Here is a 13,196-nt window from a genome sequence, read left to right as displayed (position 1 = left end):
CCTCATCCTCTCTACCTAAAGTGTGGTCAGAAAGGATAAGGTTCTAAACGATGATTCGTCCGACAAATTTTGCTTATTGAAGGTCGACAACGACAATGCGATCGTTACCATTCAGGTCCGCATGTACCGAAACTTTTGCACGTGGAAATGCTTTTTTCATAATCGCTGCAACAGCAGACCCTTGATCATAACCAATTTCAAAAAAAGCCATCCCATCCGCTCGGATGATGTCTTGGATTTCAACACTGAGCCGGCGGTAAAAATCTAACCCGTCTGTCCCACCTACAAGTGCCATATGTGCTCATGAGCCCGTACATTCGTCTGTAGCTCTTCAATATCCTTTTCAGGAATGTATGGAGGGTTAGAAATAATGACGTGAAACTTCTCACCTTGGAAGGGCTCGGTCAAGTCGCCTTCACGCAATGTCACATTCACGCCTAATCGTTCAGCATTTGCCATGGCGACGTGTAATGCATCACCGGATAAATCAGAAGCACTCACTTCAGCTTCTGGCCACTCTTTTGCGAGTGTAAGGGCAATCGCACCGCTTCCTGTGGCAATATCGACAATCTTAGGGTGCTGGAACCGCTCTTCGCCCCGTTCCAATATGAGCTCTACAAGTTCCTCTGTCTCCGGGCGAGGAATGAGAACAGCTGGATTCACAAGTAACGTTCGTCCATAAAAATGTGCCTCGCCGGTAATGTATTGTGCAGGCTCCCCAGATGCAAACCTTTGAATCATTTGTTCAAATTGCTGCCACTGCTTTTCAGGTAATCTTTCTTGCAGCGCTAATTGAAAGAGAACGCCTGATTTCCCAACAACATCTTCTAACAGCCATTTTGCTCCGGTTACTTCAACACCTCGTGCTTCCAAAAAAGACGAAGCCCATTTGAGGGCTTCGTGTAGTGTACGTTCTTCTGTCATTGTTCATTGCTCTCCATCATCTTCGCTTGTTCTTCAACGATGAGTTGGTCAATAATTTCATCCAAGCCACCTTGTAAAATTTGTTCAAGCTTTTGCAAAGTGAGACCAATTCTATGATCAGTTACACGGCTTTGTGGGAAATTGTATGTTCGAATCCGCTCAGAACGGTCACCCGTTCCGACCGCTGCTTTCCGGTTTTCAGCATATTCATCTTGTGCTTCTTTTTGGAACTTATCATACACTCTCGCACGCAAAACTTTCATCGCTTTATCGCGGTTTTTAATTTGTGACTTTTCGTCTTGGCAAGAGACGACAATCCCAGTAGGTTCATGAGTAATCCGAACCGCAGACATAGTCGTGTTTACACTCTGCCCTCCAGGACCACTTGAAGCGAATGTATCAACACGCAAGTCTTTGTCGTGAATCTCGACTTCGACCTCTTCTGCTTCAGGCAAAACTGCAACCGTCGCCGTAGACGTATGAATTCTTCCACCAGACTCTGTTGAAGGAATACGTTGCACGCGATGAGCCCCATTCTCATACTTCATCTTTGAATAAGCGCCATCACCATTAATGGAGAAAATAATTTCTTTGAAACCACCGATGTCGGTACTGTGAGATTCAATAATATCGGTTTTCCAACGGTTTTGTTCAGCAAATCGACTGTACATTTTGAACAAGTCCCCTGCAAACAAGGCCGCCTCGTCACCACCGGCTGCTCCCCGAATTTCTATAATAACGTTTTTGTCATCGTTCGGGTCTTTCGGGATTAAGAGAATCTTTAACTTCTCTTCAATCTCTGTTTTTCGCTCCTGCAACTCTTCAATCTCCATCTTAACCATTTCCAGCATGTCTTGATCTAATTTGTCATCAAGCATTGCCTTTGCATCGCTAAGCTCTTCTGAAGTCGATTTATACGTTCGGTACGCTCCAACCGTCTCTTCTAAGTTCGATTGCTCTTTCGAGTAATCGCGTAATTTGTTTGTATCGCTAATCACTTCCGGATCACTAAGCCATTCGTTCAATTGATTGTAGCGATCTTCCAGCGTTTGAAGTTTTTCAAGCACGCGCTTCACCTCATTTTTCATCTTTATTTAGTATAGTATAAGGAGGTAAGGAGGTCAAAGCGCCATGTTTCATGTGAAACACGCGCGGGAATGGTAGGATTATTCAGTACAAAAGAGGTGCACAAATGAAAAAACAATATGTCATTATCGGCGGAGATGCTGCGGGTATGAGCGCGGCTATGGAAATTGTGCGTGCACGAGATCCCGAAGAGACCGCGATTATAACGCTAGAGAAGGGCGAAATTTATTCTTACGCGCAGTGCGGGTTACCCTATGTAATTGAAGGTGACGTCCGCTCCACGAAGCAACTCATTGCGAGAGACGTGAGCACATTTCGTGAAAAACACGGCATTGACGCGCGCATTCATACCGAAGTCACGTCCATTGATTGTGAAAACAAAACCGTCACATTCGTAACCGAGGAGCAAACGGAAGAGACAATCGTTTATGACAAACTGCTCATCGCTTCAGGTGCCAAGCCGTTTATTCCTCATTTACCTGGAAATGACCTGCCTGGTGTACATACACTAAAAACGATCCCAGACCTTGAAGCCATACAAGCAGAATTATCCGGTACAAAACACATTACCATTGTCGGTACCGGATATATCGGGCTTGAGATGGCAGAGGCTCTCATCGCCCAAGGAAAACAAGTACACATGGTTGCCCGGAGCCATCAGCTCGCGTCAACGTTTGATGCTGACATGGCTACACATTTAAAGGAAGAAGCAACCGCTCAAGGCGTCCATGTGCTTTTTCAAACAAACGTAAGTGCGTTACATGCCGGCGATAACGGACGAGTACACCGAGTTGAAACAGACCGTGGCACCTTTGAAACCGACTTGGTTCTGTTTGCGACCGGTATTGCTCCGAACACAGAATTTCTTAATGAATGCCCGATCGAACAGCACGAAAATGGCGCCGTTTGCGTAAATGATTATTTGGAGACGACCGTCCGTGACGTGTACGCAGCAGGAGACTGTGCAACTCAGTATCACCGAGTGAAGAAACAACAGGACTACATGCCCCTCGGTACGCACGCAAATAAACAAGGGCGTATTGCTGGCATGAACATGAGCGAGACAGAACCGCTGCGCAAGTACCCTGGCATGGTTGGGACTGCTGTTTTCCGTTTTTTCAATTTGACCGCTGCAATGACCGGCCTGACCGAGCAAGCTGCCCGTGATCTTCATTTAGACATTGAAACCGTTTCTTATGACGGCACGCACATTGCTGGTTATTTTGAAAACAAAATGCCCTTACATGTGAAGCTCGTATATGACCGCAAGAGCGATCAATTGTATGGTGCTCAAGCCATCGGTGCAGGTGCGGATAAACGGATTGATGTCGCAGCGACCGCACTTTATCAAGAACTTACGTGCAGAGATCTTGAAGATCTAGATCTATCCTACGCTCCACCATACAACGGGGTTTGGGACCCTCTTCAGCAAGCGGCCCGACGCAGAAAGCGTTATTAAGTAAACGACGGTGGCTAAATACTCTATCGTGTTTTCTTTACACTTTAGTATAAGTGGGCAACATCACTAGCCAAAACTTGGTCAGCGTGAACGAGTGTGTAGAAAGTGAGACGCTTTTTTGTGGATTCGCGCTTTTACTTAGGATACTCGGTGAGTGGCTCATGGCTATGGTAGGATATTCGCCAATTAGAAAGCTTATTTAGCTAAAATCTTACCATGTAACCAAGATGTGAATGGCAAGGCTGCTGCAAAGAATACTTGGAAGACGTATACCAAGTATGTGCGCTTATTGAAAGTTAAACATTACCGATTATCGGCATTGGCAACGCGCCTTCTTGCCCTATATCGAAATGTATCCTAACCTTCGCCCATACACATCGTAAAAAGCGAGTCGCTGCGCCATTAGCGACTCGCTTTCCTTTCGATTTTGATCCCATGTCCTCACCCGTAGTTTCTCCTAACGAAGCGGGCTTCATCATGAGAATCTCACCCAATTCTCCCAGAAAGGAGACAAAAAAAGACAAGTGGGGTTTCCCCGAGCTTGTCTTTTTTCTTACATGTTGTATTTCTTCTTGAAGCGGTCGATACGACCACCAGCATCGGCAAGTTTTTGTTTACCCGTGTAGAATGGGTGGGAATCAGAGCTGATTTCCACTTTGATTAACGGATAAGTGTTTCCATCTTCCCATTCAGCAGTTTCTTTTGATGATTTCGTTGAACCGCCTAGGAACTTGAAGCCCGTGCTTGTATCTAAGAAAACAACTTTTTGATATTGCGGATGAATTTCCGTTTTCATAAAGTATTTCCCTCCTCCCTCTTACAAAGAGGTCATTTTCACACATAACGTGATTATAACAACACGCCAGTGTTTTTACAAGGATCTGTTTATGAGTTTTCAAAATTTGGCATTACACGCCGGTTTTTGACTTTTGCTTTTGTCTCGTTTTTTCTCGTTCCATTCGTTCAAAGACTCATCATTCGTTTTTGTATCTTTAATTCTGCGAATGAAATGGTCAACGAACTCCGGCGAATCATTCATCGTTTTACGCATCGCCCAGAGGCTCTCTAAATGCCCTTTTGGAATGAGAAGTTCTTCTTTACGAGTAGATGAGCGACGAATGTCAATGGACGGGAAGATTCTTCGCTCAGCTAGGCGACGATCTAAGTGCAATTCCATATTTCCCGTTCCTTTAAATTCTTCATAAATGACATCATCCATGCGAGAGCCTGTGTCCACAAGAGCTGTCGCGAGAATCGTCATACTGCCACCTTCTTCAATGTTTCGCGCTGCACCGAAGAAACGTTTCGGCCGGTGAAATGCAGCGGGATCAATCCCCCCGGATAACGTACGACCACTTGGTGGAATGACGAGATTGTACGCCCGCGCAAGACGAGTAAGACTGTCCATCAAAATGACAACGTCTTTCTTCTGTTCAACGAGGCGCATCGCCCGTTCCAATACGAGCTCCGTCACTTTAATGTGATTCTCTGGCACTTCATCGAAAGTCGAATGCACAACTTCCCCCTGTACCGAACGTTGAATGTCGGTCACTTCTTCGGGGCGTTCGTCAATTAACAAAACTATCAATTCTGCATCTGGATGATTTTCGGAAATGCTATTTGCGACTTGTTTTAATAAAGACGTCTTACCCGCCTTTGGTGGTGCAACGATTAATCCACGTTGACCGAAGCCGACTGGCGTAACAATGTCGATAATTCGAGCGGACAGACGCCCAGGGTTCGTTTCAAGTTGGATTCGTTTGTCTGGGAATAGTGGGGTTAACGCCGGGAAATGTGGTCGTTCCTTCGCAAGATCTGGCTCATCACCATTCACTGCAGAAACTTGCAATAACCCGTGGTAACGTTCATTGTCTTTTGGCTTTCGGACTTTACCAGACACACGGTCACCATTGCGCAAGTCAAACCGACGAATTTGTGATGCTGAAATATAAATATCTTCAGAGCTAGCCATGTAGTTGATCGGTCGTAAAAACCCGTAGCCTTCTGTCTGAATAATCTCTAATACACCTTCCATAAACATGTGCCCATCTTGTTCTGCTTGCCCTTTTAAGATCGCAAAAATTAATTCTTGTTTCGTTAACTTACTATAGTAAGAAATCTTCAAATCCTTTGCATGTTTGTAAAGATCACGTAGCGTTTTTTGCTCTAGCTCAGCTAAAGTCAATCTACATCACCGCTTTCATTTAATTTTCATTGGTGTCTAGTTGTAATTGTTGGATTCAAACCGGGTAGGCAAAACAATGAGGGGATTTGTACTTGTATACTAAGTTCATATAGAAGGATGGGGGTGCGTGTAACTCTTGGTAATAACGTACCATAGTCTTCTTCGATTGAAAACCGAATTTTTATCACGCTCCCCCTCGTCTTTCTAGTCTTTCATCACAAAATCAGGCTTTTTCACAACGTTATGTTTTCCATCGATAAATCGGACGGTTCCTGATTTTGCACGCATGACGAGCGATTGTGTTGTCGCCTTGGTGCTTTTATAGTGGACACCTTTTAGTAGTTCTCCGTCGGTTACGCCAGTCGCTGCAAAAATGCAATCATCGCCACCAACAAGGTCATCCATCTCTAGAATACGGCTCGTATCATCGATGCCCATTTGCTTGCAACGCTCTTCTTCAGCAGCATCTTTTGGTAACAGGCGTCCTTGGAATTCTCCACCTAAGCATTTGAGGGCAACTGCCGAGATTACTCCCTCAGGAGCACCTCCTGTTCCCATTAATAAATCCATACCGGTTTCATCGAATGCGGTGTTAATGGCTGCAGCCACGTCGCCGTCTTGAATGAGTTTGATTCTTGCACCTGCTTCACGTACTTCCTGAATAAGCTTGGCATGACGATCGCGATTCAAAATGCTAACGACGAGGTCTTCAACATCTTTGTTCTTCGCTTTTGCAACCGCCTTCAAATTATCTTCCACAGAAGCATCGAGACTGACAACACCCACAGCCTCTGGACCGACGGCAATTTTGTCCATGTACATATCCGGAGCATGCAACAATCTGCCGTTGTCTGCGACAGCGAGGACAGCAAGTGCATTCCAAGTACCTGCGGCAACGATGTTCGTCCCTTCAACTGGATCGACAGCAACGTCCACTCTCGGTCCGTAGCCATTCCCTAACTTTTCACCAATATAGAGCATCGGTGCTTCGTCTTTCTCCCCTTCACCGATAACGACCGTACCTTTCATTGGAATGGTATCGAACACATCACGCATGGCACTTGTTGCTGCATCATCAGCCTCTTCTTTCATGCCTCTGCCCATCCATCTGGCTGCAGATAAAGCGGCTGCTTCTGTCACACGGACAAGCTCCATTGATAAACTACGTTCCATCTTTTTGCCCCCTGATCGATCGTTATGAACTTTTTAACTGTTCCTGCTCTTCATGACTTAACGGTTCTCGCCACAATTTAGCACCAAGTCCTTTAAGCTTTTCTTCTAATGATTCATACCCACGATCGATATGATGTACGCCAGTAATCTCGGTCACACCATTTGCCATAAGTCCTGCTATGACCAGCGCTGCACCGGCACGAAGATCACTTGCTTTTACACGAGCACCTTCTAGCGTTTGCCACCATTGATCATTGCCGAACGTCCCTCGACCTTAATGTCTGCACCCATACGGCGAAGCTCATCAATGTGTTTAAACCTGGCATTATAGATCGTATCGGTAATAATGCTTGTGCCCTTCGCTTTGACAAGCAAAGATGTTACTGGTTGTTGCAAGTCAGTTGGAAAACCTGGATGGACGAGGGTTTTAATGTCTGCACCTGTAATTTGCTTACTTCTCTCGACGATAATTACATCATCGTCACTTTGCACGTTCACACCCATTTCATCCAGCTTCGCAATGAGTGATTCCAAATGATCTGGAATGACATTTTTTATCTTTACATCCGTGCCCATACACGCAGCCGCGATAATGTACGTGCCTGCCTCAATTCGATCAGGAATAATTGAATGTCCGCAACCTTTGAGCTGTTCTTTTCCTTCGATACGGATGACATCCGTTCCTGCACCTTTAATGTCTGCACCCATACTTGAAAGAAGCGTTGCAACATCAATGATCTCAGGTTCTTTTGCAGCATTTTCAATAATCGTTTTTCCTTTTGCTTTTACAGCAGCGAGCATAATGTTAATGGTTGCACCAACACTGACCACATCCAAATAGATTCGCGCACCAACGAGTTCTTTTGCACGTAAATATATCGATCCTTGCTCATTTGTGACGACGGCACCGAGTGCTTCAAATCCTTTAATGTGCTGATCAATCGGACGCGGACCTAAGTTACAGCCTCCTGGAAGACCGATGGCTGCTTTTTTGAATTTGCCAAGCATAGCACCCATCATATAATAGGATGCTCTCATTTGCTTCACTCGACCGTTTGGCAAGGGCATAGGTTTGATTCCTCGCGGGTCTATTGTAATCTCATCGCCTTTTTGGGTCACATGGCCCCCAATATGTGTTAGCAGATCACTAAGTACTTCCACATCGGAAATGTTTGGCAGGTTATCAATCCTTACTGGTGAATCGGCAAGCAAAGCTGCGGTATAAGCGCAACTGCACTGTTTTTGGCTCCGCCGATTTGCACTTCTCCTGTCAGCGGATGACCCCCTTCGACCATTAACTTTTCCATTGGTATGTCACTTCCCTCATCCATCGGAATCAACTAGAAACGCAGGCTTTCCGTAGAAAGCCTGGTCATATCCTCTTATTTGCCAGTATAGTCACGAGTTCTATATGCTAGACACGTTTACTTGTTGCCTGCGACTTTATCCCAATCAGCTAAAAACTTCTCAATGCCTTGGTCTGTTAGTGGGTGCTTCGCTAACTGCTCAATCACATTATAAGGAATGGTTGCGATATCGGCGCCAAGCTTCGCGGCTTCTGTCACATGAACAGGGTGGCGAACACTCGCGGCAATAATTTCAGTATCAATGTCATGTGTAAGGAAGATATCGGCAATTTCTTCAACAAGCGCAAGTCCGTTGCCGCCAATATCATCTACACGACCGAGAAATGGGGATACGTACGAAGCGCCTGCACGTGCGGCTAGAAGCGCCTGTACACTTGAAAAGATAAGTGTCACGTTCGTCTTAATGCCGAGATCTTTAAATGCTTTAACGGCTTTTAACCCTTCAACGGTCATTGGCACTTTTACTGTAACGTTTGGAGCAACAGCTGCGAGCTCTTTTCCTTCTTCAATCATCGCATCTGCCTCTAACGCAATAACTTCAGCGCTCACAGAACCGTCGACAAGTGACGTAATCTCTTTCAGACGATCTTTAAAATCAACGCCTTCTTTTGCGACGAGGCTCGGGTTGGTTGTTACACCGTCCAAAATGCCAAGTGCATGGGCTTTTTTAATCTCTTCAATATTTGCTGTATCAATAAAAAACTTCATGAAATTCTCCTCTCCTGCTGTAAAAAGTTACTTCGCTTTCCCGGATGAGCCGAAGTCACGCATTTTTCCTTTTACCGTTTCTTTAATGGCATCGCGTGCAGGACCCATATATTTACGCGGGTCATACTGTTCAGGGTTCGATTCAAACACCGCTTTTACAGCCTCTGTTGCCGCAATTTGACTCTCAGTGTTTACATTTACTTTCGCATGGCCATATTCAATGGCTTTTTGTACATCTTTCACAGGTAGACCCGTGCCACCATGCAACACGAGTGGCGTTAAGCCGACAAGTTTGTTAATTTCTTCCATTTGCTTGAACCCAAGATTCGGTTCGCCTTTGTATGGACCATGAACCGAGCCAAGCGCTGGTGCAAAGCAGTCAACACCTGTTTCTCTAACGAGACGCTCACATTCTTCAGGAATTGCATAATTTGCGTCTGCCGCATCTACGACGAGGTCGTCTTCCTGTCCACCAATTCTTCCAAGTTCAGCTTCTACAGATACACCAACAGCATGAGCCATCTCAACGACACGTTTTGTAAGCGCAATGTTCTCCTCAAGTGGGTCATGAGAACCGTCAATCATGACTGAAGTAAATCCAGCATGAATCGCTTGAGCACACGCTTCAAAACTTGAACCGTGATCAAGGTGAATCGCAACCGGTACCGTGACGTTATATGTCTTCATGTATGACTTCACCATTTGTACAACTGCTTCAAAGCCTCCCATATAGCGGGCTGCTCCTTCAGAAACACCACAAATAAGCGGTGATTTCTCTTCTTCTGCCGCTTGCAAAATTGCTTGAGTAAATTCCATATTATTTAAGTTGTATTGTCCAACAGCATAACGGTTTTCCTTTGCTGTTCTGAGCATTTCTGTCATAGAACTAATGGCATATGTTACTTCCTCCTTGTACTGGCTAAAGAATTTCATACTCTGATATTATAGCATATCCTGATTTCATGATACATCTATGTATCCATCGCACCGCTCACAAGATCGCGAATTTCTTTAATGTCAAATGGCTTGGCAATCGACCCATACACCCCGTGCTCTTTTAATACATCATTAAAATCAAGTTCTTCATAAGCTGTCATCATAATGATACGAATGGACGAATTGCTCCCCCGAATTCGTTTCAGAACATCAATCCCATTTATACCAGGGAGTTTAACGTCTAAGATGGCAAGTTTAAAAGAGCCTTTTTCCAACACTTCCAATGCTTGATATCCATTAGAAGCAAGGTGAACCTCATATCCTTCTTCTGTCAAAATGGCTTCAATTAGTTTGCGAATACCTGCTTCGTCGTCTACAATGAGTATTTTTTGCAAATATAGTCACCTCTTGCCATTAAAAGATTCCACTTAATATGGTACGGAATTCATCAACACATAACATGAATTCTTCACAACAACTCAAATCTCCTCTTTTTGTACGGTTGAGAATCGGGTAACTTGTGGATACTAACGTTAGAAAAGGTGACTTTAAGATGATGAAAATGTATACGACGCAACTACAGCGCGTCTTTACACTTATTCAAAACCAAGAAGAACAAATAGAAGAAAGCAGCCGAATGCTCGCTGCCGCCCTCGTCGGTGAAGGCACCATTTATCTTTGTGCATCGGCACGTTTTCAATCACTCGCACAAGCGCTAACAGAAAACCCGGACACATTAGATAAAACGGTATATCTTCCAATCGATGACGCCATAAAGGTTGTCACACCAGCCGATCGTCTCGTTTATATCACCGAAGAATCAGATAACGAGGACGATAATCAACGTCTTCAACAAATTCTTTCAGCCGAAACGCCTGTCGTGTTTCTTGGCTCAGCAGCACCCGACCTACAACGAGTCGAAGGCATGGAAGAACCTTTCTATGTAGAAACGTCATCGAAAGGCCTTGTCCCTAACTTAGATGGATCGAGAAGCGGATATCCCGGTGAAATTGCCATCGTATACGCGTATCAATTGCTCATGTTCCACATAGGGGAATTGCTAGATTGAATTCAGTGTATCACGGTTTATCCCTCAAAATGTAAAAAAGCTGTCGAGAATCTTGTATTACCAGTGTTTTTTTCTTATTCATACGAATAAAAGCGCTGCTCCGTTCGTAAACGGATGCAGCGCTTTATTTAGTTCTCCCCTAAGGAACAACGGATAAATTCTCTAAATAGCGGTTGCGGACGTGTTGGTCGTGAAACAAATTCCGGATGGAACTGTGCCGCAACAAAGTACGGGTGGTCAGCAAGCTCAATAATCTCTACGAGACGGTTATCTGGACTAACTCCTGAAAAGATGAACCCTGCTTCTTCAAACGCTTCGCGGTACGCGTTGTTAAACTCGTATCGATGACGGTGACGCTCGTACACAACTTCTTCACCATACGCACGCTTGGCGACCGTGCCTTCTTTTAACTTACAAGGGTAAAGTCCAAGACGGAGAGTCCCCCCAAGGTCTTCAATGTCCTTTTGTTCTGGAAGCAAGTCAATGATTGGGTTGCTCGTCTCTGGTACCATCTCCGCAGAAGCAGCATCACTTAGCCCAAGTGCATTGCGTGCAAATTCAACGGATGCGAGTTGCATTCCTAAACAGATCCCAAAGAACGGCACACGGTTTTCTCTTGCATAACGGATAGCAGAAATCTTGCCTTCCACTCCGCGATGTCCAAACCCATAAGGAACTAATACGCCGTCAACGTCTTTAAGTTGATCTGCGACATTGTCGTCGGTGACATTTTCTGAATTAATCCAACGAATGTCAATATCTGCGTCAAATGCATACCCCGCATGCTTCAATGATTCAGCAATTGAAAGGTACGCGTCTGGGAGCGAGACGTACTTTCCAACGAGCCCAATCGTCGTTTTCTTAGTAAGGTGCTTCACTTTCTCAACCAATTCGGTCCATTCTTTCATATCAGCTTCAGGCTTTGGCGAATCAATCTTCAAGTGATTGCAGACGATATCATCGAGGTGCTGATCTTGCAGATCGAGTGCAACTTGATAGAGCGGGTTTGCATTTCTAGCTTCTATGACCGAGTCCTTATGAATGTCACAGAAAAGCGCAATTTTCTCTTTCATCTCTTCAGGTACGGGTTGCTCTGTTCTCACGACAATGACATTCGGCTGAATACCTAGCTTCTTAACTCTTTTACGCTATGTTGCGTTGGCTTAGACTTCATTTCACCTGCTGCTGATAAATACGGGATCAACGTACAATGAATGTACATTACGTTCTCTCTACCTACATCGCTCTTAATTTGGCGAATGGCTTCTAGGAAAGGTAAGCTTTCAATATCGCCGACGGTACCGCCAATTTCTGTGATGACAACATCTACATTGGCTTCATTGCCAGCACGATACACACGGTCTTTCAATTCATTTGTTACGTGGGGGATTACTTGAACTGTTCCTCCGAGATAATCGCCGCGGCGTTCTTTGCGAATGACCGATGAATACACTTTTCCTGTTGTCACATTGCTGTTTTGATTCAAGTTAATGTCAATAAAACGTTCATAATGACCGAGGTCCAAATCCGTTTCGGCACCATCATCGGTAACGAAAACCTCACCGTGCTGGTAAGGGCTCATTGTCCCCGGGTCTACGTTAATATAAGGATCAAACTTCTGAATCGTCACATTCAAACCTCTGTTTTTTAGAAGACGTCCTAGAGATGCTGCGGTAATTCCTTTTCCTAAGGACGACACAACTCCCCCTGTGACAAAAATATACTTTACGGCCATTTCGCAACCCCTTCCTTCTTCATCCATTTTGCCTATACAATTAAAAAAAAAAGTGAGACCTCCGCCTTCATCGGGGGCACACTTCTCGCGTCTACTTACTATTTATCTGACAAACCTATTTTATACCTTCTGGACAAGCCCAAAATTGATTCTACCCCCGGATCGCCCAATTGTCAAGAATTGAAATGTCGAGTGTGCGTGCAAGGATTGGGTCTCATATCGATGCTCGCCACACACCGCCGCCACCGGGTAAAAACCCAGATCTACGGTAAAAACTTTCGTGCGTGGGATCATACGTTACTGTCACAACCTCAAGTCCGATAACACGAGCTTCTTGCAGCAACGCCTCAACAATCTGACCTCCAATTCCTTTTTTTCTGTAACTTGGATGGACAATGATGTCTTCCATATAACCGTGCTCCAATCTCATCCCACATACATAACCAAAGCCGATGAGTTCGTCGTGTTCATCGCGGACAACTGCCCAGAAGTTACACCGCTCAAAAAGTGTTGGATAATCTTCGTCACGCCGCTCCACCTACCTTCCTACGCGC

Annotated in this window: 12 protein-coding genes and 2 pseudogenes; 2 read left to right on the top strand and 12 right to left on the bottom strand. The window is 44.9% G+C overall.

Going from position 1 to position 13,196, the window contains the following annotated elements:
* Nucleotides 1-73 precede the first annotated feature (73 nt).
* From JCM19039_RS22700 to prfA, 3 genes are read right to left on the bottom strand one after another with little or no spacing between them, the layout of a single operon-like run.
* Nucleotides 74-295, bottom strand: coding sequence for a hypothetical protein (locus JCM19039_RS22700; protein WP_052398986.1), 222 nt, complete (start codon nt 293-295; stop codon nt 74-76).
* Nucleotides 283-924, bottom strand: a complete 642-nt coding sequence (prmC, locus tag JCM19039_RS19750) for a peptide chain release factor N(5)-glutamine methyltransferase (RefSeq protein ID WP_052398985.1) — start codon at nt 922-924, stop codon at nt 283-285. The genes JCM19039_RS22700 and prmC overlap by 13 nt, the downstream gene beginning before the upstream one ends.
* On the bottom strand, nt 921-1,991 hold the full coding sequence (prfA, locus tag JCM19039_RS19745; RefSeq protein ID WP_042403626.1) for a peptide chain release factor 1: 1,071 nt from the start codon (nt 1,989-1,991) through the stop codon (nt 921-923). Before prfA ends, prmC begins: the two co-directional genes overlap by 4 nt.
* A gap of 125 nt (nt 1,992-2,116) precedes the next feature.
* Between prfA and JCM19039_RS19740 the strand changes: the two genes are divergently transcribed.
* Complete coding sequence (locus tag JCM19039_RS19740; RefSeq protein ID WP_042430539.1) at nt 2,117-3,469, top strand: FAD-dependent oxidoreductase; 1,353 nt, start codon at nt 2,117-2,119, stop codon at nt 3,467-3,469.
* Nucleotides 3,470-4,022: 553 nt separating this feature from the next.
* Here JCM19039_RS19740 and JCM19039_RS19730 read toward each other — a convergent pair.
* The 7 genes and pseudogenes from JCM19039_RS19730 to JCM19039_RS19700 all read right to left on the bottom strand — a co-directional run bounded on the left by JCM19039_RS19730 (nt 4,023) and on the right by JCM19039_RS19700 (nt 10,233).
* Nucleotides 4,023-4,265 carry a type B 50S ribosomal protein L31 gene (locus tag JCM19039_RS19730; protein WP_042403624.1) on the bottom strand — a complete coding sequence of 81 codons (243 nt, stop codon included), beginning with the start codon at nt 4,263-4,265 and terminating at the stop codon, nt 4,023-4,025.
* Between the two features lie 99 nt (nt 4,266-4,364).
* Nucleotides 4,365-5,654 (bottom strand): transcription termination factor Rho, encoded by a 1,290-nt coding sequence (rho, locus tag JCM19039_RS19725; RefSeq protein ID WP_042430533.1) that lies wholly within the window; start codon nt 5,652-5,654, stop codon nt 4,365-4,367.
* Nucleotides 5,655-5,858: 204 nt separating this feature from the next.
* The gene (gene glpX, locus JCM19039_RS19720; RefSeq protein ID WP_042430531.1) at nt 5,859-6,827 is read right to left on the bottom strand and encodes a class II fructose-bisphosphatase; all 969 of its coding nucleotides are present in this window, start codon (nt 6,825-6,827) and stop codon (nt 5,859-5,861) included.
* 22 nt (nt 6,828-6,849) lie between these two features.
* Nucleotides 6,850-8,134: pseudogene (locus JCM19039_RS19715) on the bottom strand (UDP-N-acetylglucosamine 1-carboxyvinyltransferase).
* Nucleotides 8,135-8,251: 117 nt separating this feature from the next.
* Nucleotides 8,252-8,902, bottom strand: coding sequence for a fructose-6-phosphate aldolase (gene fsa / locus JCM19039_RS19710; protein WP_042430529.1), 651 nt, complete (start codon nt 8,900-8,902; stop codon nt 8,252-8,254).
* A gap of 27 nt (nt 8,903-8,929) precedes the next feature.
* The gene (gene fba / locus JCM19039_RS19705; protein ID WP_042430526.1) at nt 8,930-9,835 is read right to left on the bottom strand and encodes a class II fructose-1,6-bisphosphate aldolase; all 906 of its coding nucleotides are present in this window, start codon (nt 9,833-9,835) and stop codon (nt 8,930-8,932) included.
* A gap of 38 nt (nt 9,836-9,873) precedes the next feature.
* Complete coding sequence (locus JCM19039_RS19700) at nt 9,874-10,233, bottom strand: response regulator (RefSeq protein WP_042430523.1); 360 nt, start codon at nt 10,231-10,233, stop codon at nt 9,874-9,876.
* A 158-nt stretch (nt 10,234-10,391) separates the two neighbouring features.
* On the opposite strand from JCM19039_RS19700, the gene JCM19039_RS19695 reads away from it, so the two are divergent.
* Nucleotides 10,392-10,907, top strand: a complete 516-nt coding sequence (locus JCM19039_RS19695; protein ID WP_042430519.1) for a DUF2529 family protein — start codon at nt 10,392-10,394, stop codon at nt 10,905-10,907.
* 128 nt (nt 10,908-11,035) lie between these two features.
* Here the strand turns inward: JCM19039_RS19695 and JCM19039_RS19690 are convergent.
* Together JCM19039_RS19690 and JCM19039_RS19685 are read right to left on the bottom strand one after the other, a co-directional pair.
* Nucleotides 11,036-12,642, bottom strand: a pseudogene (locus tag JCM19039_RS19690) (CTP synthase).
* A gap of 214 nt (nt 12,643-12,856) precedes the next feature.
* Nucleotides 12,857-13,180: a GNAT family N-acetyltransferase gene (locus JCM19039_RS19685; protein ID WP_052398984.1), complete on the bottom strand. Its 324-nt coding sequence runs from the start codon at nt 13,178-13,180 to the stop codon at nt 12,857-12,859.
* Nucleotides 13,181-13,196: the final 16 nt, after the last annotated feature.

The organism is Geomicrobium sp. JCM 19039 (assembly GCF_000698145.1).
Lineage (GTDB): Bacteria > Bacillota > Bacilli > Bacillales > Marinococcaceae > Geomicrobium_A.
The sequence above is the reverse complement of the archived record's forward strand: the minus strand, read 5'-3'. Positions and strand labels throughout refer to the sequence as shown.

Bases quoted from the DNA above. Each gene is read 5' to 3' on its own strand.
- JCM19039_RS22700 (WP_052398986.1), bottom strand. From the start codon at position 295: ATGGCACTTGTAGGTGGGACAGACGGGTTAGATTTTTACCGCCGGCTC.
- prmC (WP_052398985.1), bottom strand. From the start codon at position 924: ATGACAGAAGAACGTACACTACACGAAGCCCTCAAATGGGCTTCGTCT.
- JCM19039_RS19740 (WP_042430539.1), top strand. From the start codon at position 2,117: ATGAAAAAACAATATGTCATTATCGGCGGAGATGCTGCGGGTATGAGC.
- JCM19039_RS19730 (WP_042403624.1), bottom strand. From the start codon at position 4,265: ATGAAAACGGAAATTCATCCGCAATATCAAAAAGTTGTTTTCTTAGAT.
- glpX (WP_042430531.1), bottom strand. From the start codon at position 6,827: ATGGAACGTAGTTTATCAATGGAGCTTGTCCGTGTGACAGAAGCAGCC.
- fsa (WP_042430529.1), bottom strand. From the start codon at position 8,902: ATGAAGTTTTTTATTGATACAGCAAATATTGAAGAGATTAAAAAAGCC.
- fba (WP_042430526.1), bottom strand. From the start codon at position 9,835: ATGAAATTCTTTAGCCAGTACAAGGAGGAAGTAACATATGCCATTAGT.
- JCM19039_RS19695 (WP_042430519.1), top strand. From the start codon at position 10,392: ATGATGAAAATGTATACGACGCAACTACAGCGCGTCTTTACACTTATT.